Origin of the sequence: Vibrio sp. 10N.261.51.F11, assembly GCF_041471665.1 — a bacterium.
Taxonomy (GTDB): domain Bacteria; phylum Pseudomonadota; class Gammaproteobacteria; order Enterobacterales; family Vibrionaceae; genus Vibrio; species Vibrio crassostreae_C.
In genome coordinates this window covers 31,521-57,903 of record NZ_JBFROW010000030.1, presented here as the reverse complement: position 1 = coordinate 57,903, position 26,383 = coordinate 31,521, and the positions used below count along the sequence as shown (strand labels likewise).

Sequence of the window (26,383 nt, the reverse complement as noted above, 5' to 3'; positions counted from 1 at the left end):
CATTGGTTCTAATAAAGTAAGAACAGCCCTTCATAACCGCCAATTTCGATTTCACTCACATAGTCACCAACGTTACCGTTAGCATCAACAGGTTTCATTGGGACATCCAGCGCAATGGTGAGTTTTGCCGCGTCATAAAAGCTCGGATTCTTACCGTGGAAATCCGTGCGATACAACACACGACCATTGCTGAACTCTCTCGCTAACACCATGTCCTCAGGACCACCAGCAACCACCTGATTTTCAGATTGATACATAAAGTACGTGAACGTCGGTAGAACGTGAGTCATGCCATTGGGCAGATCAGCATGCACCATTTCGTTCATCGAGGCATCGCCAACGATGGTGTAGTCAGCGGGCTGAGGTGTCGTTGTCGATAGCATCAAAGGAATCGGCGTAAAGCCTTGTGGGATTTGATGACTCGGCTCTCCCAAATCAACAGCCAATAACGAACTTGGTTGGTAGGCGATGTTTTTAGGGACACCACTTTGCCAGAAAATCTCAGCCGTCGTATTGCCACTTCCATAGACGTAACCATTGTTCCACTGATTAAAGTAGCTATGTTGAGCGTGTCGATTGAGGTGGTAGATCGCTAGGGTCGAGTATTGGTCTTGCTTCCAATTATCTTCACTATTTCCAAGATACTGAACTCGCCCATAACGCGTTGTCGCCTGAAAAATAACACTTTGCCCATTGTAGGCGAGCGCAGAATTATCCCAGAATTTTGAGATCCCCGAGTAACCACTAAACCCAGTAGACGGAAAAATGTAGTGCTCGCGTAAATACAGAGAGCCCGCCTCGCTAAGATGAGACTGTCCATTTCGACCCAGTAAGTTCGCGGTTCCGATATTCAACCCAATCGACGCATCACTTTCTAAAGCAGAAAGATTTTTGAGAAACGCTGAAAATTGTTGCTTGTAGAGATCATCCGCTTGATTCGAACCCGCAACAGCTCCTAACTCTTGAACATGCCCGCCAGAGTGAACATAGAACTGGTTCGAGCCAATGAGTTTATTTGTGTCGTCGTTGTACGCACCATTCAAACCTTGGCTTGCCCAGCTTTGCTTGTAGTAGCGATGAATGGCAGATAGATAATCCGCGTTTGCGACGTTTGTTAGCGACCAAGACGAGTTAGCGCTCCACATTCGACCAAATGGCACCACTCTTGATTCCCAACGAAAACGCGCTGTTGCGTTCTTATTGGTTCGATTTCGATACTCGCTTGGCGACAAGTAGTTATCACCATCTAGATCTGCAGACACATCAAAACCACGGATTTTTCGCCATTGGCTGATAGCATTGCCGTCCGGGGTTGAAGTCGGAGCATCGGTTAACTTGACGGTTGGAAAACTGTTTTTGAGTTTTACTTCTTTTAAACGCGGCCTGTCGTCGGCATTCTCACTTTGCCAACGAACTCTCACAACGTATAAGCGCCCACCATCTCTCAAAAAGGTTGAACCAAAATACTGGCCGCCGCCATAACTCGCACCGCTCCCATCATGAGTTGTAGCTCTTAACCAGTTATCCGGAAGGTTCCAGATCACCGATTGGTTTTTGGTCATATTGAGCGTTTTGTCTTTCTTTACATCAAGCCTTTCCCATTGTGAAACCCTACCCTGAGAATCAATAGCAGTTGGGTATTCAATCCAAAATTCACCGCTGCCAGCAAACTGTGAGAACTTAAAGGTCAGCCGTTCGAACTGTTCAGCATGATAGACATACAAAGCCCCACCCTGTTCGAAATTCTCAAACACATCGGCATCCCACGGAGGCTCTTGATACAACCAAAAACCAGCATGGTCTTCACTGGCTGTATAACCCAAGATCATAGGTTTTCGGTTTAAAAGGGTCTTTTCGCCATGAGTTTTATCAACTTCGGCAATGACAGTATCTTCAGAAAAGTGCAGGAAATAGTCTTCGAAATTGAGGCCTTCTAACTCAGCTTGGTTACGGAGATCGTTCTCCAACCAACCCGAGTTCATCGCCATGACTTGGTTGTACATATAACCAATTGTCGTGGCCCGCTCATTGTCGGCTTTGTCGGCATACGCTCCGAACACAATGTCACTGTTGGTAATTTCCCAATCAATGACAGCATTCGCAGATAGTGGGGAGCCCGAAAGATCAACACCCGCTTCATGTTGCCCTGGCAGCACAACTGCTGTACCAACAGCAAAAGCGTAGCCAGCGATTAAACATGACGGTATGAGTGCGAGCAGCCCAGAAATGTAGGTTTTCATGATTCAAATTTCCTAATCGATACTGTCATGCCTTAAATCACAAGACGAAAAGTCAGCCAACTTACGTGTCAATTTAGGAATCAAAATACGAAAAAAGTATCGACTACATGGCTCTATTGTTCAAGTGCTCGTCTGTCTTGTTTCATCGGTGGCAAGTAAAACGAGCAAATGCCGATTCAAAATCAATGCATTAAGGAAAATATAAGTTTTTGTGATTTTAATTTTATTTGGAAACCAAGTATCTCCGGCTAACGAGAAATCAGCTCAGATTTTCTCAAAATGAGAATAATACGGTTTGGAAGATGAGAAGTTATCAGAGCCTAGAACTCAGAATAGGACTTGGATTTGCTGTATCGAATCTCAGTTTGAGCGCCACACTATTGAAACTCAATTTGGATAGGCTGTCTAAACAAGAACGATGACAACGCTCCTTAAAGCCTCTTGTTCCACTTCCCTTGATGGTCGCGATCGCAATTTTCTTGCGTATCGTAGCTAACATGCTTATCGATATTCTTCAGTTGAATTCCAACTTGATTGAACGCTTGTTGAATAGCCCCTGAGACACTCTGTTGACCTTCGCCACTTAAGAAGTTCGTTCTATCCTGATTGGTATCGAATACACAGACAATTTTCAAACTTTGCGGAAAAGAGGAAAAGTTGACCGAGTGAGTCACCCACAAAAAACCATCGAAGCCTTTCAGCGTGTCTTCACAAACGTCAGTTAACACGTCTCTGATTTGATTCTCGATTTTCTTATCTGATTTACGCATGCGGCAAAGGTCCTATTTAACACCTTAAAAAATAAGGTTTTTCGGTCAGTTTCGTACTACCTGATATTGGACACTGTGGCGGTTTCAAATGCAAAGTATTTATTGGGGAGAGTCGACTGGAAGATATAGAGGAAACGCCTCATGTTTGATAGCTTACGAGGCGATCAAACATGAGACGAGTATAGAATTTACTAAAACATTAGCTCGCCGCTTGTTCCCAATCAGTTAATAACTTCATGATTACGCGAGAGTCTTGGTGGGTTGCCATCGGCGCAGCAAGTTGTGTGTCACCTTGCTCAACCGCTTGGCGGATATTGCGCACTTGATAATGGAAACCATCGCCTTGCGCTTCGACTTTCACTTCACGTGTCGACGTCTCATAGATCTCTACCGTAAACGTGTTTTCTGCCGTCGGTAGCCATGGATTAGTATCTAGCGTGATACAGCCTTTGCTACCTAGGATCGTAAAACCATGCTTTAAGCCGTGATCTTCAGCAGTGTGGATTTGCGCGGTAAAACTGCCGTTGAAACGCATCATCGCCGACGACTCACAGATATTGCCATCTTCGCCTCGTCGGCCGATTGCTGAGATCTGCACATCATCAAACACACTCTCACCAAACTGGTGTTGTGCGACAGAGTGAATCAAAGACATTGGGTAACAACCCAGGTTGTACAACGCGCCTTTACTTGCAGGGTTCACGAACTGATCAATCGCCGCAACGTAGGAACCTTGAATTGAACGCACTTCGCCAATCTCACCAGTAGCTAATTCTTGATGAAGCTTGGCGATCATTGGGTGGTTTAAGTACATCAAACCTTCAGCAAAGAATACGCCCGCTTCTTTCACGGCTAGTAAAGCTTGCTCGGTTTTTTCCATATCTACCGACAAAGACTTCTCACACAAGATCGCTTTGCCTTTTTGAGCCGCTTTAATCACATACTCATGATGAACGTGGTTTGGTAGAGCAATGTAGATAATGTCGACCGACTCATCTTCAATCAAGGCTTCATAGTTGTTGAAGGTTCGTGTTGGCTGGTATTGGGCAGCAAACTCATTGAGTGTTTTCTCTGTGCGTCCAGCAACAGCATACAGCTCACTTTGAGCATCGCCTTTAATCGCATCCGCCATTACGCCTGAGATAAAGCTGGTTCCTAGGATTCCCCATTTCATGTCTTAGATCTCCTGCTCTTGTGCTTTGATAGGCCCACGTTGCGTTTCGAATGCTTGAACCAACTCGGTAATATCACGCTCAATAAACGCTTGGGTATGAGGCATCACAAAGTGCTGATTGATCGCCTCGCGGTTTACGTATTGCTCAAGCAAGATCACACGATCGCTTTGGTTTTGGTCATAGGTTGCAATCGCTTGTAGGCAGCCCGGTTCGCTTTGCATGTCTAAACAAAACTGTTCGATAGCTTCGAGCGCAGCTGCTCGTTCTATGTTGGTTTTGATCTTAAGTTCGGCAGTAACAAAGATAGTTTCATTCGTTTGAGGCATTGCACACTCTTATTTTAGTTAATTATCGGTTTGCCATTAATATAATTAACCCCTAATAATTGATAAACTCACCTTTTGTTTATTGTTTATCAACCAAGAGTGTTCAATGGATAAGTTAACCAGCATGAAAGTCTTCGTCTATGTGGTGGAACAAGGTAGCTTTCGCAGCGCCGCAAACCACTTCAACCTGTCGGCGACCATGATAAGCAAACATGTCCATTCCTTAGAAACCAGTCTGAACTCTCAGCTGATCCACCGCACCACGCGTAAGCAATCGTTAACCGACTCAGGGCAGCTTTACTATCGTGAGTGTAAGCGAATTCTCGAAGACATCAGCAATGCAGAGAACCTGATTCAGACCTTGGAAAATCAACCGCAAGGCACGGTAAAAATTAACTGCCCAGTTACCTATGGAAACAAGGTGCTCGCCCCTATCGTGGCTAAGTTTCTCGCGCATCACCCAACCATTAACGTTGAGCTGATGTTGAATAATGACCTTGTTGATCCTTACTCATCCGACATTGATTTGATTGTGCGAATTGGTGACCTATCCGATTCAAGCTTGGTCGCAAGGTATTTAGGGGATTATGAGATGTGTTACTGCGCGGCGCCCGCTTACCTAAACCAACATGCTGAAATCAGAGTATTGGAAGACTTGGCGCAGCACCCATCGCTTGGATTCAGTTACAGCAGCCAAGCTCCTCACGCCACACCGAATAAAGAACGTGTGCGCTTGATGTCGAATAATGGTGATGTGTTGCGGTATGCCGCCCTGCAGGGTGTGGGCGTGTTGTTGCAACCGACTATCTTAGTCGCAGAAGAGATTGATCGTGGAGCGCTGTTGGAAATCCTACCCGGCATGGCGCCGTTACCAAAGCCGATTCACTTGCTCTACAAAACCAAGCAACTGTCGTTGAAGAACAGAACCTTTGTCGAGTTCTTGTTAGCTGCGTTTGCTGAGTAACTAAGCGCTTTCTAAACAACAAAGACCGCTAGACTGTTTGCCATTGGCTCATCAAGCGCTTGCCAAGATCAGAGGGCGTGGTGTTATGGACGATCATCTCATCACATTGGTTGAACACCATGAAGTGTTTTAGTTCATCGCATAAAGCATGAACCAACGACTCATGGTTTTTAATTCGCTCTTCCACAACCAAGTTACGGATATTGAGCAAACCACTCTTCCTGTCGACCTTGCAATCCATTCGTGCCACCAGCTCACCTTGCCACAGAATCGGTAAGCTAAAATAACCAAACTGACGCTTGGCCTCTGGAACATAGCATTCTAGGAGGTAATCAAAGTTGAACAATGATTGCATTCGCTTTCGTTGAATCAGCAGGTTATCAAACGGAGACAGTATCTTCAGCTTGGTTCTGGAAAGAGGTTGATTCAGCAGTTCAAAAGCACCTGGCAGGACATAGTAATCAGAGCCTTGAATATCTACTTTCAGAACCTGCTTATCTTCAAGCATCTGTTGGAGTGCTCTCTGAATCAAAGGCTTTGTGTTCTTGAGTAGGTAGCTCATTTCCGACGCTATTCCAACTCCGTTAGCCTCTAAATAACGTGTTATCAGATGCTCGATGTACTCTTGTTCTGTCGGCTCAGAGGTATCAATTCCGCTCGGTAAAACTCGCTCGGTTAGGTCATACACCTTATGAAAGTTAACTCGGCTTGGCACCATTAAGTCGCCTTGCATGAACAATGTTTCTAATGCTTGCTTGGCCGGTTTACCGCCCCAACCGCCGGGGTTTGGCCTATCCCCTTCAAAATCTTTCGCCATCAACGGCCCTTCATTCTCAATACGTTTGAGAACATGAGCCATCAGTGCGTCATTCTTTTTATACCAATGCTTGAGCTTACCGCTCGCAAAGCCATTCTTGCGGTGTAGGCTGAATCGGAAGTCACGCATGGGTAAATACGCGGCGGCATGCGACCAATACTCAAATACTTCTCGACGCTCTAACAGCTTATCAAGATGGTTCAGTTGGTAATCTTGATTGCGATTCCAAAGCGTGTGGTGGTGAGCTCGCTGAATCACAGAGATGGTATCAATTTGCACATAGCCAAGGTTTTCAATCGCAGACAACGTGTTCGCCAAAGCGCCCCCATTGCGTTGCTTTTTAGGTGGCAACTTCTTAGGCGGCAGCTTTTGCGAAAGCAATACCAGTTTTTGCGCTTGAGCGAGTGACAGTGATTCCATGAAATTCAGACTCTAATTGATAGCAATGATCCGTTTATGATTCAGCAATAAGCTCTTGAAGAATCTGCTTGTAGGTTTCTACCGTCTGCGCGCCCGTTACTGCACTCTTACGGTTGAACACCACAGTAGGAACCGCAGAGATCCCCATGCGTTGCCATTCAAACTCTTGCGCTTCAATTTGCTTCAAGTTGTCGGTGTTCTTTAGGCGCTTCAGTGCCTTCGTTGAGTCTAAGCCAACCGCTTCAAGCTCTTGTGCAATGACTTCAAGATCGGACAGGTCTTTTTGCTCTGTGAAGTGAGCAGCAAAGAAGCGTAGCTTTAACTCAGTCTGTTTGCCGTGCGCTAGTGCAAAATCGAGAAGTACATGTAGATGACGTGAATTGACCATTCTCATACTGTCATAGAAATTGAAATCGAAACCAACCGCTTGGCCGCGAGCCGAAAGCTGTTCTCGTGAACGTTGGCTCTCTTCTGCGCTAGAACCGTATTTTCTCATGATATGGGCACGCAGGTTTTCGCCCTCTTGCGGCATGTCAGGGTTAAGCTCAAACGGCTGCCATTCAAGTTCAATCTGGTCTTCTAAACCAAGTTCCGCAACGGCTAGCTCTAAGTTTTTGTAACCGACTACGCACCACGGGCACATTACGTCAGAAATAATATCAAGTTGAAGTTTCTTGCTCATAATCATTCCAAATATCGTTACTAAGGCGTATCCAATTCAAAGTGAATACCCATCTTTCTGGTTAGACTACAACAAGCTGAACACTCGTTCAAATTTAACTCAATACAACAGCAGCCAACAAAAAAGCCAACTCATTTTCACGAGTTGGCTTTGATAAAAATCGAATCTAGCTTAAGAGCGTTACGCTAGCAACTTCTCAAGTACTTGGAACACACCCGCGTCAACGTTACTTGGCGCTCCAAAACGCGCGATCTCTTTTAACTTTGGATGCGCGTTTTCCATCGCGTAAGAGTGGTAGCTCTCTTTAAGCATTTCCAAGTCATTTAGGTAATCACCAAAGCTCATGGTCTGCTCGTAAGTGAAACCTAATGTGTTCTGTAGATGTTTAATCGCCGCACCTTTTGACGCTTCAGCGTTCATCACATCTAACCAAATTTTTGCGCTTACAACCACTTGGTAGTTCTCACCGAATTTGGCATCAATAGTTGGGTTCACTTTCTCTTGTGAACCGTCGAAGTGACAGATAGCCACCTTGATGAAATCGTCTTCTACCGCCAGTAAGTCTTCTACTTGCTCACGGCGATGGTAGTACTTAGAGATCTCCGCCAGAGCACGCTCATCTTTGGTTTCGATGTATGCCGATTTCTTACCGCATAGCACCACATGCGCGCCTTCAATAGCTCGAGCTTCTTTAATGATCTCTTTAATGGCATCGGTATCAAGCAAGCAGCTGTAAAGTTCTTGGCCTTTGTGCATCACTAATGTGCCGTTTTCAGCAATAAACATCATGCGATCTTTAAGCGGGGAAAATGTTTCTAGCAAGCTGTAATACTGGCGGCCAGACGCGGCAGCAAAAATAATATCTTGCGCTTCTAAGCGCTCATAAAGATTGAAAAACTCAGGGTCGAGCTTTCCATGCTCATCGAGTAAGGTGCCATCCATATCAGTCGCGATAAATTTGATGTTTTGTTGGGGCATGTCGGGCGTACCTATTATTGGATTATGATCATTCGTTATCTTGAGTAACGGTTCTGGGTTCGATTATATCGCTAGAGTCGCTGGTGAATACAATGCTTATTATACCGCCTGTCAGTCACTGTTTCACATCTTTCCAAGGCAAACGCTAACAGAAGCGCATTCCAGTTTGAAGGGTTAAGTCCTACATACAAGATGTGCGTTAGGTCACACTCCACTATATTCTTTCCTGTCTCTCCATCACTTTATTCCGACCACAGTCATTATGATTTTAGCTATTATTACGACCTTGCTTTGCATCGTTACCGTCAAGTTTCTAATCACACTTGCGAACTTAGAGCGCCATCGTATTCACATTGAACCTAAAATATCGTTCAAAAGAACTGAGTGGCCGACTGTTTCCGTCATTATTCCTGCGCGAAATGAAGAAGACAATATTGAAATCAGCCTTGGCTCTCTATTGAAGCAGAGCTACCCAAAAGACAAGTTTGAAGTCATTGTTGTTGATGACTTTTCTACTGACTCAACCCGTGCAAAAGTAGAAGCATTGATCAGTAAGTTCGACGTTAACGCGCGCTGTATTTCAGGTAGAACGTTACCGACCGGATGGCTTGGTAAGAGCAATGCATGTATGGCTGGCGCACTCAACGCGAGCGGTGAATATGTGTATTTCATTGATGCAGATACCGATTCAGCACCCGCGATGCTACAGAGCGTTATCGACTTTGCTATCCAACAAAAAACTGATCTCTTATCGTTTAATCCAAAACAAACTTTTGCGTCTGTGGCAGAAAAAGCGACCTTGCCGGGCATCTTTCTATCGATCGCATCTTATATGAACTTTAAAAACTCGAACGACATGACTAAGGAAGAAGCGATTGCTAACGGTCAGGCGATGTTGTTTACCCGAAAATCCTACGACGCAGTCGGTGGACACGCCGCAGTAGCAAACGCGATATCGGAAGACATCGCCTTTGCAAAAGTCATGAAGGTCAATGGATTTAAGATTTTCTGGGCATTTGCAGACAAACTAATGAGTACGCACATGTATTCAGACTTCAACTCAATCTGGGCTGGCTTTTCCAAAAACATGAATCTTATTGTGAATTGTCAATCGCAAGCACAAGCTTTAAAAGTCTTCATCAAAGCCAACATCATCGCATGGGCGGGACCGCTTTTGATGCTGGTATCGGCGAACGCCTTCATCAGTGACATGTCTGCCATTCATGCTTATTCGCTCATTGTCAGCTCTGTGATGCTCTTGGTGTCGATCGTCACCTACTTCATTTTGGTTAAGGAACTGTTTGTTCCCGCAAAATTTGCGTTAACCGTACCCTTCGGTATTTGTGTTCAAAGCCTACTCGTGCTGAACAGTTACCGCTTATCTAAAACCAATAAAATCAGCTGGAAAGGGCGCTCATTAACATGATGAATAAGATTATTACTTTGCTTCTTCTTGCTTGTTCAGTTTCGGTGTTTGCATCAGACACCGATGGCTGGTCACTGGCACGCGATAAAAAAGGCATCGAGGTTTATAACCGTAAAATTGAAGGCAGTCACTTTAAAGAATTTCGAGCAGAAGGCGACATCAACGCGTCCCTCACTTCTATTATCGCACTCTTTATCGATACCTCTGTTGGCACGCAATGGGTAGAAAACATCGATGACATGGAAGAAATAGAGCATTTTAGTGCGGCGCACACGATCACCAAAACCTATACCAAGGCACCTTGGCCAGTTGCCGATCGTGAAGCTATCGTAGAGAACGTCATCACTCAAGATCCAGAGACGATGGTTGTCACCATTGGTCAGCATGGTAGGCCTGATTACCTGCCAAACAATAATAAAAAAATCATCAGAGTGGCTGAATTAGAGGCGAGTTGGATCCTGACACCAATCGACGAAAACACCACCCATATCTCTTATCGAGTATTGAGTGATCCAGGTGGCGATATTCCGTATTGGCTCATTAACATGGTGGCCGTTTCTCAGCCTTACAACACGCTTCGCGGGTTATCTAAGATGTTGGATTCTGGTGAGTACACCGATCGTCGCCTTGATTTCATCGAGAACTACACGTCACTTTAACAATGCAATGAATACTCTAGAGGTCTATATTGTGAAATTTCCATTCTCTCCAATCGCAGCGATATTGCTTGTAGCATCAAGTTCAGTATTTGCTAATCAAATTATTGTCGATACTAAAGGTGTTGATGAAACACAGTATCACGCCGATCTGTATGAATGTGAGCAATACGCTCAACAAGTGAAGCCTGAAGAGGTCGATTCTCTTGGCAGCGATATTGTCGGTTCAACCGCTAAGGGTGCAGCGCTGGGTGCGGTTGGTGGAGCCGTCTCTGGCGGGAGTGGTCATGATGGTGCAAAAATTGGTGCTGGCATCGGTATTATCAGCGGCGCTTTAAAGCACGGTGCTCAAAAAAGACAATCCGCCGAGCTATCTGAGCAGCAGAAGTTTCAAGTGAATCGTAACTGTATGATCAACCGAGGCTATACCGTTCTTAACTAGCGGATAACCGAGCAAAATGGCGTTTAATCGATGTTCACGCCATTTTGCGTAGCTGAGTCAAAGCAGAGTTCAACCATAGTCCCTGAATCGCCACCTTAAAGTTCGTTCAAATAGACAGTGAGCATTGACCCCTATTTAAAATAGGCTTATCATTAATCGTCTTTTAACGATTAATGATAGTGAGACGTCAATATGAACTCAACTTGCTCGACATCTGGTGGCTGTTCTCTGCCCATCGAACACGGTGATGCTAAAGCAGAAAAGCAAATGGCCGCACTGGCGAAAGCACTCGCTCACCCAGCAAGAATACGTATATTGAGTATCCTTTCCACGTTAGAAAAATCGGGCGGCTGCTTGAACAGTGATCTGGTGAGTGAATTGGGTTTAGCTCAATCAACGGTATCAGAGCACTTAAGAATATTGAAAGCCTCAGGTTTTATTACGGCTGAGTCGATTCCGCCGAAGATGTGTTACCGCATCGACCGCGACAATATTCAACGCTTCGAATCGATATTTAACAGCATTTTAAAATAGAAGTTCACGCTTGAATGATCGGCTTTGATAGCCTTTACTTTTAAGCGTGTTTTTTTGCCACAACCAATCGTCTTTCGACGATTTACGATATCAACTAAGAGAGATTATCATGAAACCAAAGTTAGGTTTTCTAGATCGCTACTTAACACTGTGGATTTTTATTGCCATGGGCCTTGGTGTACTACTCGGCACCCTATTCCCACAGATCGAACAGTGGAACGATTCAATGTCTGTTGGCACCACTAACATTCCGCTTGCGGTTGGCCTTATCTTAATGATGTACCCACCTCTGGCTAAGGTTAACTACAACCTGCTAGGCACTGTGGTAAAAGATAAGAAAGCCATTAAGCTCTCTTTGATCATGAACTGGATCGTTGGTCCAATTCTGATGTTTGTATTGGCACTAACTTTCTTGGGAGACCACCCAGGTTACATGGTTGGGGTGATTCTGATTGGTCTTGCTCGTTGTGTGGCGATGGTTCTGGTTTGGAACGACATCGGCGGCGGTAACAAAGAGTACGGCGCGGCATTGGTTGCTCTAAACAGTGCATTCCAAGTGGTGAGCTACAGCTTTATGGCGTGGTTGTTCATCAGCGTTCTTCCACCAGTATTTGGTTACGAAGGCATGTTGGTTGATATCTCGATGATCGACATTGCACACAGTGTACTTATCTACCTAGGTATACCATTCCTAGCGGGCTTCCTAAGCCGTAAGATCCTTGTGTCGATGAAAGGCGAGCAGTGGTACAACGACGTATTTATTCCACGCATCTCTCCAATCACACTGATTGCACTACTGGCAACCATCGTTCTGATGTTCAGCCTGAAAGGTGAAATGATTGTTGAACTGCCAATGGACGTTCTATTAATTGCGGTTCCACTGACTATCTACTTCACTGCGATGTTCTTCATCAGTTTCTTCATCGGTAAAAAGATGGGCATCGAGTACGACAAGAACGCATCAATTGCATTTACAGCAACAGGTAACAACTTCGAGCTAGCGATTGCCGTGGCTATCTCAGTATTCGGTATCAACTCAGACCAAGCGTTTGCAGGCGTTATCGGTCCACTGATTGAAGTCCCTGTGCTGATTTACCTTGTGAACGTGGCGCTTAAGATGAAAGACAAGTACTACAACGGTCAGACGGTTAAACCTAGCGTATAGCATCTACGTCTACACCTAGAACTAGAACTAGAACTAACAAAAAGCAGCATCACTTTGAACAGAAAGGCTCACACGTTAAACGGTGAGCCTTTTCTTTATTCAGTTTCGTCTAATAGGCCTTTCAATGCTTGTTCAAGCCAAAGTAATGCAGGACCTTTTGAGCGTGTTTTAGACAGAACAAGATCAACCGGAGGCGACCAAGTTTTATGGTCAAATGACACATTCACCTCTACCAAGCGCTGTTTAATAAGCTCTTCTTCAACAAGGTGTTTCGGTAAGTATGCCCAACCGATATCGCTACCAAGAATCATCTCTTTAATGACGATAAAGCTGTTTGACCACCATACCTTTCCGGCAATCAGCGGAAACTGATCCATCACCTTGCCTTTGTCTCCCCTCAACATTAACTGACGATGCGGGAGTAAGTCAGTGAGTTTCGCCACACCTGTTTTTGCGAGCGCATGACTTGGATGACACACAGCAATAAACGGTAAGTGACCGATAAAGCAAGGCTCAGAGCCGACATCAAAAGCCAAGTTGGTAAACATCAATCCAATGTCGGCCCTCTCTTCGATAATCAACGGATTGACCTCTGTCGTGGTACACGCAACCAGTTCAACTTCGGTCGCAGGGAATTGTTGACTGAACTGACTAAGGATCTTAGATAGGTTCGGAACCAGCAATGAATCATCTAATGCAATTTTGATGAGCCCCTCTTCACCACTGCCCATCGCACTAACCGTCACATTCAGATCTTCAACCTGAAGCACGATCGCTTTCACCTGTTTAAATAACTGCTCGCCCGCTTTGGTTAGTGAAGGCTTTCGAGTCGAACGATCAAAAAGCTCAACATTAAAATCTATTTCAAGATTACTGATGCCTTGGCTCACCGCCGACTGCACCTTCCCCAAATGACGAGCACTGGCAGAAAATGACCCTAATTCAACGGCATACACAAACATTTTCAGTTGTTCAATGTTGTACATTCGGTTTCTCCCAAATCTTACTATCACAAGATGTGATGCTAACTATCTTTATATTATCACTTAAGTAGATATTATCTAGCCAAGTCATTTGCCCATCGGCGGCTATTTAATCGTAAAGAGAGTTAGAAAAATGTCACATAAAGAACGCATGTTGCACATGGTGCTATTTGAAGTGTTCGCACTGATCATGATGGCGGGGCTAGCAACCTACATTACTGGCAATGGAGCTGGGGAAATGGCGGGGTTAGCACTTGCAATATCATTGATAGCGATGGCTTGGAACTACGTTTACAACTATGGCTACGACAAAATTTACGGAGCAGACCGAAGCAAAAGAACCACGAAAACACGTATCCTGCACGGATTAGGTTTTGAGCTTGGCTTAATGACAGTGACTCTACCTGTCTTGATGTGGGTTCTACAACTCGACTTCCTAACCGTACTGATCATGGACATCGGCCTAGTTATTTTCTTCGTACTTTACGCGATTGCGTTCAACTGGGCGTATGACTCGGTTCGATATCAATTGGTTGCGAAAGGAAAAGTGGCAGCTCTGGTTTAGAGCGGTAAGTTCGTCTCGTATAACAAGAACATACACCCAAATGAAAACTGCCAAACTACAACATAGTTGGCAGTTTATTCATTTATGCATATAAGCTCATTTGTTAACTCCCTTGTTACATAGCAAAAACATCACACAGCCCTCCCTAATTAAGTCTAATAATCCGCCACTCACGAAGTAGCATCACAAATCCAAACATAAACTCCTCGTACCAGTTGCGCATTCATTTACATATAGGTAGTTTGAGCGGCTTCGCAACTTATCAATTCGAGCAATGACGTTCATGCGAGCATCTTTTTCGAGCAAAAGTGTTCGGATTAACATTTCAAGTGACTTTAATTAACAATTTTATGCTCAAACGCTCACTTTTGATGTTCGTTTATTTTCGAGTTCGCAAATATATGCACAATACACGTGCTAGATAAGCAAAACTAAAAAGGACTCGAACATGACAACAAACAAACACCCTTCTTTATTTGGGCAATGCTTGGCTGAATTTATCGGCACAGGATTACTCATATTCTTTGGCGTTGGCTGTGTGGCCGCTCTGGTATTAACTGGTGCGACATTCGGACAATGGGAAATCAGCATCATCTGGGGCTTCGGTGTTGCGATTGCAATTTACTGTACTGCCGGCGTTTCAGGCGCACACATCAACCCAGCCGTAACGATTGCACTGGCCATGTTCCATGGCTTCGATAAAGCGAAAGTGGTGCCTTACATCATTTCGCAACTGCTTGGCGCTTTCTGCTCTGCAGCATTGGTTTACAGCCTGTATAGCAACCTATTTACTGACTACGAAATCGCACATAACTTCGTTCGTAGCAGCCAAGACGCACTATCAACTGCTGGTATCTTCTCGACTTACCCACATGCTTCACTTTCTTTCTTCGGCGCTTTTGCTGTGGAATTCGTGATTACTGCAGTGTTGATGTTTGCCATTTTAGCGTTAGGTGATGAGAACAACGGCGCATCTCGCGGTGCAATGAACCCTCTACTGATCGGTATTCTTATCGCGGTTATCGGTGGTTCTTTAGGTCCACTGACTGGCTTTGCAATGAACCCTGCTCGTGACTTCGGACCAAAACTTTTTGCTTACTTTGCAGGTTGGGATTTCGCACTAAGCGGTGCTCGTGATATTCCTTACTTCATCGTTCCAATTCTTGCTCCAATTGCTGGTGCGTGTTTTGGTGGTTGGTTGTACCCACGTGTTATCGGTGCTTACCTACCAGTAGAAGGCCAAGGCTGCACAATTCCAAACCAATGTGAAACAGAAGAAGAAGCTGAACAAGCTCAAGCTTAATTCCTAAGCGACCCTACATTTACTAAAATATAAATAACAAAAGAAAAAGGACTCTTACCATGACCGAGCAAAAATACATTGTTGCCCTAGACCAAGGAACAACAAGTTCACGCGCCGTAATTCTCGACCATGATGCAAATATCGTCAGTTCTTCTCAGCGAGAGTTTACCCAGATTTATCCTAAAGCTGGCTGGGTTGAGCATGATCCAATGGAAATTTGGGCGACTCAAAGCTCTACATTGGTTGAAGCTTTGGCTAAAGCAGGCATTCGCAGCGATGAGCTAGCCGGCATTGGTATCACCAACCAACGTGAAACTACTATTGTATGGAACAAAGAAACTGGCAAACCGGTTTACAACGCAATCGTATGGCAGTGTCGCCGAACTGCCGACATCTGTGAAGACCTTAAAGCGCGTGGCCTAGAAGACTACGTACGTGACAATACTGGCTTAGTCCTTGACCCGTATTTCTCAGGTACCAAAGTAAAATGGATTCTAGACAACGTTGAAGGCGCTCGCGAAGACGCTGAAGCTGGCAAACTACTGTTCGGTACGGTTGATACTTGGTTGGTTTGGAAAATGACTCAAGGACGTGTTCACGTTACGGATTACACTAACGCGTCACGTACTATGTTGTTCAACATCAACGACCTATGCTGGGATCAGAAGCTACTTGATGAAATGGGCATTCCAGCAATCATGATGCCTGAAGTGAAGCGCTCTTCTGAGGTTTACGGTCAAACGAACCTTGGTGGTAAAGGCGGTACTCGTATTCCAATCGCGGGTATTGCGGGTGACCAACAAGCTGCACTTTACGGTCAAATGTGTGTAGAAGCAGGCCAAGCTAAGAACACTTATGGTACTGGTTGTTTCCTTCTAATGAACACAGGCCAAGAGAAAGTCACATCGAAAAACGGCCTTCTAACCACACTGGCATGTGGCCCTAAAGGCGAACCTGCATACGCACTGGAAGGTGCAGTATTCATGGGCGGCGCATCAATCCAATGGCTACGTGATGAAATGAAACTACTGGCTGGCGCAGAAGACTCTGAGTACTTCGCAACCAAAGTAGATTCTTCAAACGGCGTTTACGTAGTCCCTGCGTTTACTGGTTTAGGCGCACCATACTGGGATGCTTACGCTCGCGGTACGATTGTTGGCCTGACTCGTGGTGTTAACTCTAACCACATCATCCGTGCAACCTTGGAAGGTATTGCTTACCAAACGCGTGACGTACTAGACGCGATGCAAGCGGACTCTGGCATCAAGCTAGCAAACCTACGTGTTGATGGAGGCGCAGTAGCGAACAACTTCCTAATGCAATTCCAATCAGACGTGCTTGATACTGAGGTTCACCGTCCTGAAGTAACTGAAGTAACGGCTCTGGGTGCAGCATACCTTGCTGGTCTAGCAGTTGGTTTCTGGGACAGCATCGATGAGCTTCAAGACAAAGCAGTACTAGACCGTACGTTCTTGCCACACCACGATGAAGAAAAGCGTAACCGCCGTTACAAAGGTTGGAAGCGTGCTATCAAGTGTGCACAAGTTTGGTCTGAACTGCACGATGACGACGAAGAGTAAAATCGAACGTTCGAATAATCACTCTCTTATCGATTGAATTGTTCGTTCCTCAGTAAACGAAACTAAAAAGAGCACTATTTTGTGCTCTTTTTTGCGTTTTGAGCCAATTTTTCATGTTTTGATCAACGTTTTTGCGGTTTGGACATAATTCCTTACTATCATTACTTCTCTCTCCTCATCAATTCGAGCACAATAGCGCGAGTTAATATTTTCGATTGTGACGCGCTAGAGCCCATAGCGTGCAGGGAGTGGTAAGTTAAGTGAAGCAGATACCAAGACACCAGCAGATTGTAGACCTGGTAAAAACACAAGGATATGTGAGCACCGAAGAGCTCGTAGAGAAGTTCGATGTTAGCCCACAAACCATCAGACGAGACCTCAATGAGCTGGCTGATAGCAACAAAATCCGTCGTTATCACGGTGGTGCAACCATTCCTCTTAGCTCAGAAAACACCTCTTACAACACGCGTAAAGCGCTTAACTTCAATGAAAAAGATGTGATTGCCGACGAGCTGGTTAAACACATTCCAGATGGTGCAACCTTGTTCGTTGATATCGGCACCACACCAGAATCCGTGGCACGCGCGCTGAACAAAAACCACAAACAACTCAGAGTCGTGACTAACAACATCAACGTTGCCAGTATCCTGCTACCAAACCCAGAGATAAAGGTTATCTTGGCAGGTGGCGAAGTGAGAAACCGTGATGGCGGTATCGTGGGTGAAGCAACACTCGATTTCGTGAAGCAGTTCCGCCTCGATTTCGGCATTCTAGGGATCAGCGGCATCGACTTTGACGGCTCACTGCTTGATTTTGACTACCATGAAGTTCGAGTGAAGCAAGCTATCATCGAAAACAGCCGCAGCATCTTCCTGGCAGTCGACCACAGTAAGTTTGGTCGTAACGCGATGGTTAAGCTCGGCAATATCTCTCAGGCCCACATGGTGTTTACTAATAAGCAGCCACCGGAAGAGATTCTCAACATCCTTAAAGATTCGGCAATACCATTAGAAGTGATCGATACCGCTCGTCCTATGAGCGAATAACTAAACATAAGAGCTCAGTGACGCCACTTTCTTAAATGAATCACCATTCTTTATAGAAAAGTTAATAAAGTAAAACTTGCTCGCTGTCACTGTCGCTTCTATGCTCGAATTAGTCTTATTTGAACCTCTGCTTTCATAAGCAGAGGTTTTTTTATGCCCAAATCACATAAAACGCGCATAAACGAAAATAATAAATGACCGCAAACGAAAGTTCATATAGGATTCAATTATGTTCTAAAATGCTCGTTCGCTCAGAAAGAGGTCAAAACCATGAGTGCTCAACAAAATAATTCAAACAACAGTACATCTTCCACTTTAGACTTGATCGTGATTGGCGGCGGCATCAATGGTGCAGGCATCGCGGCAGATGCAGCAGGTCGTGGTCTAAACGTTGGCTTATACGAAGCAAATGATTTCGCGTCTGCGACGTCTTCTGCTAGCTCAAAGCTTATCCACGGTGGCCTACGCTACCTTGAACATTACGAATTTCGTTTGGTTTCGGAAGCACTCGCTGAACGTGAAGTATTGTTAAGAAAAGCGCCTCACGTTGCTCAGCCAATGCGTTTCCGTTTACCTCATCGACCATTTTTACGCCCAGCTTGGATGATTCGCTGTGGCCTATTCCTTTACGATAACTTGGGTAAGCGCACCACTCTTCCTGGAAGTAAGACAGTCAACCTAGCAAAATCAGGGCTACTGAAACCAGAAATGAAGACAGGCTTCGAATACTCAGATTGCTGGGTTGATGATGCTCGTATGGTATTGCTCAACGTGTTGGCGGCGAAAGAAAACAACGCAGAAGTACGTAACTACTGCCGTGTTGAAAAAGCGCACCGCGAAGGTGGTATTTGGCATGTGACGATCCTTGATGTGATGACAAACCAACGCTTTGAACGCAAAGCAAGAGCGCTTGTTAACGCTGCAGGCCCTTGGGTTAAGCAGTTCTTTGATGATGGGTTAGAGCAGGCTTCGCCTCGTAATATTCGTCTGATCAAAGGCTCGCACATTGTTGTGCCACGCATTCACGACGAACCACAAGCGTACATTCTGCAAAACAAAGACAATCGTATTGTGTTCATGATCCCTTACCTAGATAAGTTCTCGATCATCGGCACTACCGACCTTGAATACAAAGGCGATCCTCGCGAAGTGGCTATCGATGATGTGGAAGTTGATTACTTAATTGATATCGTTAACCAGCATTTTGTTAAGCAACTAGAGCGTGACGATGTGGTCTGGACATACAGTGGCGTAAGACCGCTTTGTGACGATGAATCTGACTCACCACAAGCGATCACTCGTGACTACACACTGGAGCTGGATGCAGAAATGGATCAAGCACCACTGCTATCTATCTTTGGTGGCAAGTTAACGACTTATCGTAAACTCGGTGAAGCGGCACTGAACAAGCTAGAACCTTACCTGAAACACATGGGCGCACCTTGGACAGCTAACGACACACTACCGGGTGGTAACTTCAGCTGCAGCCGCGAACAGCTTGCAGCAATGATGCACACTAAATACCCTTGGGCATCTGAAGCTCTGCTACTTCGTTACGTGACCCAATTTGGTACCTACACATGGGACCTACTTGAAGGCGCTACGTGTGAAGCCGACCTTGGTATCCAGTTCTCAAGCGAAGCACACGGTGTTTACCAAGCTGAGATTGATTACTTGATCAACCAAGAGATGGCAATGACAGACGAAGACATCTTATGGCGCAGAACCAAGCTTGGCTTGTACATGAGCGAATCTGAGCAACAAGCATTGTCTGATTACTTAAAAGAGAAGCTACAACGTAAAGTGGTAAGCTTTTCTCAAGTAAGCTAATCCACCAGCCAACAAGCACAGTTCAACAACCTGATTAATAAACAAGCTTAGCGTCCCCCGCGCTAAGCTTTTTTTATTATTTGCCTCCACTATTTGCGTTCAACTCCTTGCACTTCAGTAGTTGTCACTCGACCAAATCGCCCTTTTACCCTCTTCTATTTTCAACAAAAGCTAAATAGTGTTTTATCAATTTTACGAAAGGTTGCTATTCTTTATCTCAACAAAACAATTCATTCAAAACGCTCACGATGTCAGCGCTTTAATAAGGAATCTATTCCATGCAAAAAGTCATTCTGATCACAGGCTCTACCGATGGTATCGGCTTCGAAACAGCAAAAGCACTCGTTCAGCAAGGTCACCACGTTTTATTGCATGGACGTAACCCAAGCAAACTTAAAGACGTTGAGCAGCAACTTATCGCTCTCTCTACGCAAGCGAAGATCCAAAGCTACGTGGCAGACTTGTCTATTCTGGCAGATGTTGATGCGCTGGCTGACGAAGTGATTGCCGAGCACGAAAAGGTTGATGTGCTGATTAACAACGCGGGTGTGTTCAATGCTCCCAACTCAATCACCAAAGACGGTTTAGATGTTCGTTTTGCTGTAAACACAGTATCGCCGTATCATCTGACCAAACGCCTGTTGCCAGTATTCGATTCGTCGAGCCGAGTGGTGAACCTGTCTTCAGCCGCGCAAGCAGCAGTGAACATCGAAGCGCTAGAAGGTAAGAAACCAATGTCTGATGGTGACGCTTACGCACAAAGCAAGCTTGCGATCACTATGTGGACTCGTGAGATGGCAAAAGAGTTAGGCTCTACGGGGCCAATGGTGGTTGCTGTCAACCCAGCTTCGTTACTAGGCAGCAAGATGGTGAAAGACGCTTATGGCATTGCAGGCGGCGACCTAAGCATCGGTTCTGATATTCTGGTTCGCGCATCATTGTCTGATGAGTTCGCACAAGCAGGCGGTCAATACTTTGATAACGACAACAACACGTTTGCTAACCCGCACCCAGATGCGATTTACGGCGATAAGTCACAACAAGTTGTCGCTAAAATTGAAGAGATCATCAAAGCAACGCTTTCTTAATGACAGCTATGCTCAAGTGATTTTCTGATTCCAAGAAAAAGCCCTACGTGACTAACGCATAACTTAGTCACGTAGGGCTTTTTCGTTAAATCTATCTGATTCTACTTTTGTTCCCAATACGGTGGATTACCATAATATTCAGAGAAGTAGTCAATGAAGGCTCTCACCTTTGGTGCAAGTAACCTTGTGCTTGGGTACACAGCCCAAATTGCAGGCTCTGATGTTAATGGGTAATCTTCTAATATTTGAACCAGCTGACCGCTTTTCAGTTGTTCATAGGCACACCAATTCGATGTCACCGTGATCCCCATACCACCTGAGGCTGCGTCACGCAGTGCTTCCCCGTTATCTGCCCTGAACGACCCAGATGCCTTAATCGTCTTAGGCCCGCTTTCAGTATTGAAGGTCCAGTTTTCTAAACCAATTAAGCTAATACACTGATGATCGTTAAGATCTCGAGGTTTGGCTGGCTTACCATATTTGATTAAGTAATCAGGCGATGCACACACAATACGCTTGTCTGTCGCAAGTTTTCGGGCAATCAGTGTCGAGTCTTTCAGCTCCGAGATACGAATCGCGATATCAAAGCCACCCTCAACAACATCCACCATCGAATCTGATAGCCTGAGATCGACTTTTAACCCAGAGTAGCGCTCTAAGAATCCAGGTAAGGCAGGAACAAGATGCAAACGTCCAAAAGACGCAGATGCGGTAACTCGCAACGTTCCGGTTGGAGAATCACAACCCACACCGACCGCCGATTTGGCAGCATCCACGCTCGATAACACTTCTTCAGCATGAGGTAAGAATGCTTCCCCCTCTTCGGTTAAAGAGACCTTACGAGTGGTTCGGTGGACCAAGCGAACGCCTAAATTGTCTTCCAGTTTACTGATGTGCGAGCTTGCAACAGCAGGAGACAAACCAAGCTCTTGCCCAGCCATGCTGATGTTATGTGTGGAAGCTAAACGAACAAACAATTTGAGGTGTTCAATATTCATGAGATTACCAATAAAATCTTAAAAATCGCGTGCCAGTAACCCTCATTATGCGTCATTCACATAATAATACAACGTATTAACTCAGTTGAATTGTGAAGAAGTGATTGAGCCAAAACGAAAAAAAACTCCCGAAGGAGTTTTTTTGTCTAAGTCTGCAATTCGCCATTTAGCTAGTCAGCAAAATTACCAACTCACTAGCCAGTTAAACGTGCATGCAGTGCATCTTTCAGTACAGAACGATCATGTTTCAGTTGGTGCATCGAGCCGTCATCAATGGGTGAATCTTTCAGCTCAAGCTTACGAATCTCTTTATCAAGGTTGTCGTACGTCTTCATGTCTGCTGCAAAGCCATCGTCAGTTTTAACAAGCTCAGCAATTTTATCTTTCATTTCAGGAAATTCGTGAACAAGAGAATGATTTTCACCTAGCATAGAAACCTCTTAAGTTGAGTAAAGTGATTGGTATTACGCATTCATTATTAACCTTAGCAAGGGAGTCAAATAACAAATGAGATCCAGTACACAGCATAGAATATAGACAATTCAGATTCACAAATTTACAACATAAATCGGCAGGGATGCGTTGTTTTACATAGAAGAAAGCCTCACGTAATCGCAAAGCTTTGTAGAAGTGAGTTCTTTATAAGAACAGTGACAGAAATGATAATAACAGCAGCTAAAAAGTATTTTCAAAAAAGGATTAGCTGCTACAACCACCAGAATGAACTCGATTCATTTGATCATGTGAAGACGTGTCAGAGCCTGTCGATTGGCATCCTGCCACGAACAATAGCGTTACAGATAAGATAAGCCATTTCATAATAAATCCTCTTTCGGTCATGACTAAAGCATAGTGCTTAAAAGCGCGGATACCTCAATCATTAACTAAAACCTTACCTACCGATAAGGCCTTGGTTAATGAACAAAGCATCGCTTCTTTAACTAACGACCTGCTTTTGTACAAAAAACTTTCACTTCAACGAATGAAAATCGTACAAGAGCGAAAATAGGACAGCTATGGAACTAAGAATAAGAACTAGAAGTTAGTCACTCGTCGCCAAACGCACCGCGGCTTCTGCATGAATGGCTGTAGTATCAAACAGGGGCACATCGGTATGTTGTTGCTGAATCAGTAAGGCGATCTCAGTACAGCCTAGAATGACGGCCTCTGATCCTTGCTGGCTTAGCCTCTCAATGATCTGATTATAGATAGCGCGAGACTCTTCTTTTACTTCGCCTCGGCACAGCTCTTGGTAAATGATGTTGTGGACTTTCTCTCTGTCATCCTTGGCAGGAATCACAACATCGATACCGAATTTATCGATTAAACGCCCTTTGTAAAAATCTTGTTCCATCGTGAAAGCGGTGCCGAGTAACCCGACTTTCTTCACTCCTTGTTCCAGCAGTTTCTGCGCTGTGGTATCAGCGATGTGCAAGATAGGAATCGTGATCTTCTCTTCGATCTCAGGAACGACCTTATGCATGGTATTGGTACAGATCAGGATGAAGTCCGCTCCGGCTTTCTCTACCGATAAAGCCGCGTCCGATAAGATATCCGCCGTCTCAGCCCAGCGACCTTGATGTTGAAGCTTTTCTATCTCATCGAAGTTCACGCTGTACATACAAACCTTTGCAGAATTGAGCCCGCCGAGTGTGGCTTTAACGCCCTCGTTGATGGATTTGTAGTAGCTCACTGTCGACTCCCAACTCATACCGCCGAGCAAACCGATCGTTTTCATTTTTTATTCCTTTAATTTCTGACTATCCCGATTAAAGCGTCATGCGTTAAAAATTTATAGTACGATCTTGCTGAAAATGAGACGAAGTCTTCGCTATTTAGCAAAAGGCTCGAATGAACCATCCGAGCCTTTGCTGTTTTGTCCGAATGTTTGTGTGGGTTAATACACCTCACACCAATCGGATTTCATGTCGATTAACGTCCAATCATCTCTGGAGTTCGCTTCGTCGAGTGCTTTATCAAGCTTACCCACATGGGACTCACGATCATACTTCCACTCGCGCTCGGCATCGGTGTGATGAACAATCATCGCCATTGAGTTTGGTTGACTGGTTGCCCACTGCATCATCGCTTGATCGCCGTCTGAGTTACCTACTGCTAGAATCGGCTTCTTACCGATAATATGCTGAATATTGCTGACCTTTCCGGCTTTGTCATCAATGGTCAAAATGGACGAACCTTTGGTAACGGTCGGATTACCGTCGTTGTAGCTGTAGTTGTATTTAAGTGCGCTACCGATGATCTGTTCTAACGGGATATTGTAAGCATCAGGAGCCCACGCCCTCATGAAATCAACGCCTCCGCCCGACACAATAAAGTCTTAAAGTCATGCTCTTGCAGGTAAGTCAGCATCTCTTTCATTGGCTGATAAGTAAGGTCTGTGTAGGCTTTGTTGAAGCGTTTATCTTTTGTTACCGTCAGCCATTGCTCAACGTCTTGCTGGTATTGCTCAACAGTCATACCAGAATGTGTCGCCATGATGATTTTCAATAGCCCTTCTTCACCGCTGCCCAGAACGCTCTCAATATCATCTTCGAGTACAAACTTAAACGGTGCTTCGGTTTTCCATTCAGGGTGATCAGGCGCCATCTCTTTTACACGATCTAGTGCAAAGGCTAATTGGAAGTAATAAGGCTTTTCCGACCAAAGCGTACCGTCGTTATCGAACACGGCAATGCGATCTTCAATTGCCACGAACGTATCAGACTCAGCTTTAGTGGCTTGCCCAACAAAGTCGACGATAGCGGATTTGCTCTCGCTGTCCTTCCAAGAAGGCAGCAAGTTGGGATCACAATCCTTTGCAAAAGATGAGAAAGAGATGCTAGATAAAATCGCAACTGACAAAAGGGTTATTTTCTTCATAGCACTACCATGTTGTTGAATTATTTGTAGGGTTTAATTCAATTCATCCTAGTTTGTCTACTCTTATTTGCCACTTATGAACACTATAACCAATGCTCATGTTGGTATTAGATTAGTACCACAGCTAAGCTGGCTGAGGGTGCTCTGCGATGTATTTATCGAGAACTTAAAAGGAGACAAACAAAAAAGCAGAACTTCAATTCCTCAAAGTTCTGCTTTAACAATCCATGACTGCTTACGCTCTGCGCTTTTTGAAAGCGTGCCAGCCGGCGCTGAAAATTGTTTTTAACACCACACCGAGTGCGCTTAGTTTTGGGTCGGCTTTCTTGCCAGAGGCAATGCGCCACATCTGATGTTCATACCAAACCAGCCCGACCATCGCCACCTTGTCTAATGCAGGTTTTCCTGTGGTTGGCACCGTTAGCGGCATGCCGTAACTAGGGTTTTCAATTAACTTGTTAGGGAAATCAGGATCAACCGCCATTGTGCGCGCAATGCCAATAAAATCGGTCGCCGAGGTGTTTAATGCGTCATTCATTGCTTGCGCGGTTCGAAAACCACCCGTGACCACCAGCGGCGTGCTCACAAGCTTTCTCGCCTTAACCATGTAATCCATAAAATACGCTTCACGTTTTACCGTGCTGGTCTTCAATGGCTCGGCTTTGTTCTTTGAACCCATCATCGATGGGCTTTCATAGGTGCCGCCGGAGATCTCAATCAGGTCGATACCGTTATCACTCAGTGTTTGCACAACCTGCATCGACTCTTCTTCAGTGAAGCCACCTTTCATGAAGTCAGCACTGTTGAGCTTAATTCCGACCGGGAAATCTTCACCGACCTCTTTTCGAATCGCGCGATAAACCTCAAGCACAAAACGAAGTCTGTTTTCGAGTGATCCACCCCATTTGTCTTGGCGTTGATTGTGTCTTGAAGACAAAAACTGACTCACGAGATAGCCATGAGCACCGTGGATCTGCACACCGGTAAAACCCGCTTGTTTTGAAAGCTTTGCACTCAGCGCGAATTTATCAATGATTGCGATGATTTCCGTCTCAGTCAGAGCTCGTGGCGTATTAAAGCCTTTTTCTAATCCACGCTCTAAAGAGATAGCCGAAGGCGCAACCGGGCTATCACATAAGAATTTAGGGATTTGCTTTCCTGGGTGGTTCAATTGCATCCATATCTGCGAACCATTTTGTGTTCCAGCCTTCGCCCACTCACGAAATACGCTTAAGTCACTTTGCTCATCCAACACAACGTTTTTAGGTTCACCAAGCGCACCTCTATCGACCATCACGTTGCCCGTCATGGATAGGCCAATTCCTCCTTGAGCCCAACGCTGGTAAAGCGTGACTAAACCTTGCTTAGGGTTATGATGTTTATCACCTAGCTGTTCACTCATTGCCGATTTGAACAGGCGATTTTTGATCACTTGGCCATTAGGAAGAGAAAAAGGGTCGTTGAGGCAGATCGGATTCATGCGCGTGGTTACTTTCTTTGGTTTATATATTGAGT

The 26,383-nt window shown here is 45.0% G+C and carries 24 protein-coding genes and 1 pseudogene; 12 read left to right on the top strand and 13 right to left on the bottom strand.

Features of this window, described 5'->3' with window-relative positions:
* Window positions 1-8: 8 nt before the first annotated feature.
* From AB4351_RS09920 to AB4351_RS09905, 4 genes are all read right to left on the bottom strand, one after another.
* Window positions 9-2,240 (bottom strand): hypothetical protein, encoded by a 2,232-nt coding sequence (locus AB4351_RS09920; RefSeq protein WP_372125818.1) that lies wholly within the window; start codon window positions 2,238-2,240, stop codon window positions 9-11.
* Window positions 2,241-2,671: 431 nt separating this feature from the next.
* A complete protein-coding gene (locus tag AB4351_RS09915; protein ID WP_017060926.1) occupies window positions 2,672-3,010 on the bottom strand; it encodes a hypothetical protein in 339 nt (112 codons plus the stop codon).
* Window positions 3,011-3,209: 199 nt separating this feature from the next.
* A complete protein-coding gene (locus AB4351_RS09910) occupies window positions 3,210-4,184 on the bottom strand; it encodes a Gfo/Idh/MocA family protein (RefSeq protein WP_372125816.1) in 975 nt (324 codons plus the stop codon).
* Window positions 4,185-4,187: 3 nt separating this feature from the next.
* Window positions 4,188-4,511 carry a putative quinol monooxygenase gene (locus tag AB4351_RS09905; RefSeq protein ID WP_372125813.1) on the bottom strand — a complete coding sequence of 108 codons (324 nt, stop codon included), beginning with the start codon at window positions 4,509-4,511 and terminating at the stop codon, window positions 4,188-4,190.
* Window positions 4,512-4,617: 106 nt separating this feature from the next.
* Here AB4351_RS09905 and AB4351_RS09900 point away from each other — a divergent pair, with 106 nt between their 5' ends.
* On the top strand, window positions 4,618-5,475 hold the full coding sequence (locus AB4351_RS09900; protein WP_017064010.1) for a LysR substrate-binding domain-containing protein: 858 nt from the start codon (window positions 4,618-4,620) through the stop codon (window positions 5,473-5,475).
* A 28-nt stretch (window positions 5,476-5,503) separates the two neighbouring features.
* Here AB4351_RS09900 and AB4351_RS09895 read toward each other — a convergent pair whose 3' ends face one another.
* From AB4351_RS09895 to AB4351_RS09885, 3 genes are all read right to left on the bottom strand, one after another.
* Entirely contained in the window at window positions 5,504-6,712 is a 1,209-nt protein-coding gene (locus tag AB4351_RS09895; RefSeq protein WP_372125810.1) for a winged helix-turn-helix domain-containing protein, read from the bottom strand.
* 34 nt (window positions 6,713-6,746) lie between these two features.
* A complete protein-coding gene (locus tag AB4351_RS09890; RefSeq protein ID WP_017060931.1) occupies window positions 6,747-7,394 on the bottom strand; it encodes a DsbA family oxidoreductase in 648 nt (215 codons plus the stop codon).
* Between the two features lie 180 nt (window positions 7,395-7,574).
* Window positions 7,575-8,372 (bottom strand): Cof-type HAD-IIB family hydrolase, encoded by a 798-nt coding sequence (locus AB4351_RS09885; RefSeq protein ID WP_017069716.1) that lies wholly within the window; start codon window positions 8,370-8,372, stop codon window positions 7,575-7,577.
* A gap of 262 nt (window positions 8,373-8,634) precedes the next feature.
* Between AB4351_RS09885 and AB4351_RS09880 the strand changes: the two genes are divergently transcribed.
* From AB4351_RS09880 to arsB, 5 genes are all read left to right on the top strand, one after another.
* Window positions 8,635-9,798, top strand: a complete 1,164-nt coding sequence (locus AB4351_RS09880) for a glycosyltransferase family 2 protein (protein ID WP_017064013.1) — start codon at window positions 8,635-8,637, stop codon at window positions 9,796-9,798.
* Complete coding sequence (locus tag AB4351_RS09875) at window positions 9,795-10,457, top strand: START domain-containing protein (protein WP_017069715.1); 663 nt, start codon at window positions 9,795-9,797, stop codon at window positions 10,455-10,457. Before AB4351_RS09880 ends, AB4351_RS09875 begins: the two co-directional genes overlap by 4 nt.
* A 31-nt stretch (window positions 10,458-10,488) precedes the next feature.
* The gene (locus AB4351_RS09870; RefSeq protein ID WP_029235181.1) at window positions 10,489-10,896 is read left to right on the top strand and encodes a glycine zipper family protein; all 408 of its coding nucleotides are present in this window, start codon (window positions 10,489-10,491) and stop codon (window positions 10,894-10,896) included.
* A gap of 192 nt (window positions 10,897-11,088) precedes the next feature.
* The gene (locus AB4351_RS09865; protein ID WP_017064015.1) at window positions 11,089-11,430 is read left to right on the top strand and encodes a helix-turn-helix transcriptional regulator; all 342 of its coding nucleotides are present in this window, start codon (window positions 11,089-11,091) and stop codon (window positions 11,428-11,430) included.
* A gap of 109 nt (window positions 11,431-11,539) precedes the next feature.
* Complete coding sequence (arsB, locus tag AB4351_RS09860) at window positions 11,540-12,595, top strand: ACR3 family arsenite efflux transporter (protein ID WP_102320692.1); 1,056 nt, start codon at window positions 11,540-11,542, stop codon at window positions 12,593-12,595.
* A 95-nt stretch (window positions 12,596-12,690) separates the two neighbouring features.
* On the opposite strand, the gene AB4351_RS09855 is transcribed toward arsB, so the two are convergent.
* Complete coding sequence (locus AB4351_RS09855) at window positions 12,691-13,581, bottom strand: LysR family transcriptional regulator (protein WP_371721250.1); 891 nt, start codon at window positions 13,579-13,581, stop codon at window positions 12,691-12,693.
* A 130-nt stretch (window positions 13,582-13,711) separates the two neighbouring features.
* Here AB4351_RS09855 and AB4351_RS09850 point away from each other — a divergent pair, with 130 nt between their 5' ends.
* The 6 genes from AB4351_RS09850 to AB4351_RS09825 all read left to right on the top strand — a co-directional run bounded on the left by AB4351_RS09850 (window position 13,712) and on the right by AB4351_RS09825 (window position 20,990).
* The gene (locus tag AB4351_RS09850) at window positions 13,712-14,143 is read left to right on the top strand and encodes a PACE efflux transporter (protein ID WP_372125807.1); all 432 of its coding nucleotides are present in this window, start codon (window positions 13,712-13,714) and stop codon (window positions 14,141-14,143) included.
* Window positions 14,144-14,591: 448 nt separating this feature from the next.
* Window positions 14,592-15,446 carry an MIP/aquaporin family protein gene (locus AB4351_RS09845; RefSeq protein WP_004732234.1) on the top strand — a complete coding sequence of 285 codons (855 nt, stop codon included), beginning with the start codon at window positions 14,592-14,594 and terminating at the stop codon, window positions 15,444-15,446.
* A gap of 59 nt (window positions 15,447-15,505) precedes the next feature.
* Window positions 15,506-17,026: a glycerol kinase GlpK gene (glpK, locus tag AB4351_RS09840; protein ID WP_136973628.1), complete on the top strand. Its 1,521-nt coding sequence runs from the start codon at window positions 15,506-15,508 to the stop codon at window positions 17,024-17,026.
* 260 nt (window positions 17,027-17,286) lie between these two features.
* The gene (locus tag AB4351_RS09835) at window positions 17,287-18,072 is read left to right on the top strand and encodes a DeoR/GlpR family transcriptional regulator (RefSeq protein ID WP_229648093.1); all 786 of its coding nucleotides are present in this window, start codon (window positions 17,287-17,289) and stop codon (window positions 18,070-18,072) included.
* Window positions 18,073-18,342: 270 nt separating this feature from the next.
* Window positions 18,343-19,902: a glycerol-3-phosphate dehydrogenase gene (glpD, locus tag AB4351_RS09830; protein ID WP_372125804.1), complete on the top strand. Its 1,560-nt coding sequence runs from the start codon at window positions 18,343-18,345 to the stop codon at window positions 19,900-19,902.
* A 278-nt stretch (window positions 19,903-20,180) separates the two neighbouring features.
* Window positions 20,181-20,990, top strand: coding sequence for an SDR family NAD(P)-dependent oxidoreductase (locus tag AB4351_RS09825; RefSeq protein ID WP_372125800.1), 810 nt, complete (start codon window positions 20,181-20,183; stop codon window positions 20,988-20,990).
* Window positions 20,991-21,091: 101 nt separating this feature from the next.
* On the opposite strand, the gene AB4351_RS09820 is transcribed toward AB4351_RS09825, so the two are convergent.
* From AB4351_RS09820 to AB4351_RS09800, 5 genes and pseudogenes are all read right to left on the bottom strand, one after another.
* On the bottom strand, window positions 21,092-21,988 hold the full coding sequence (locus tag AB4351_RS09820; protein WP_102320698.1) for a LysR family transcriptional regulator: 897 nt from the start codon (window positions 21,986-21,988) through the stop codon (window positions 21,092-21,094).
* A 194-nt stretch (window positions 21,989-22,182) separates the two neighbouring features.
* Entirely contained in the window at window positions 22,183-22,419 is a 237-nt protein-coding gene (locus AB4351_RS09815; RefSeq protein ID WP_017067743.1) for a YdcH family protein, read from the bottom strand.
* Between the two features lie 611 nt (window positions 22,420-23,030).
* Window positions 23,031-23,726, bottom strand: a complete 696-nt coding sequence (locus tag AB4351_RS09810) for an aspartate/glutamate racemase family protein (protein WP_102398428.1) — start codon at window positions 23,724-23,726, stop codon at window positions 23,031-23,033.
* A 159-nt stretch (window positions 23,727-23,885) separates the two neighbouring features.
* A pseudogene (locus AB4351_RS09805) lies at window positions 23,886-24,868 on the bottom strand (HAD family hydrolase).
* A gap of 235 nt (window positions 24,869-25,103) precedes the next feature.
* Window positions 25,104-26,348 carry an NADH:flavin oxidoreductase/NADH oxidase family protein gene (locus tag AB4351_RS09800; RefSeq protein WP_102320701.1) on the bottom strand — a complete coding sequence of 415 codons (1,245 nt, stop codon included), beginning with the start codon at window positions 26,346-26,348 and terminating at the stop codon, window positions 25,104-25,106.
* Window positions 26,349-26,383: the final 35 nt, after the last annotated feature.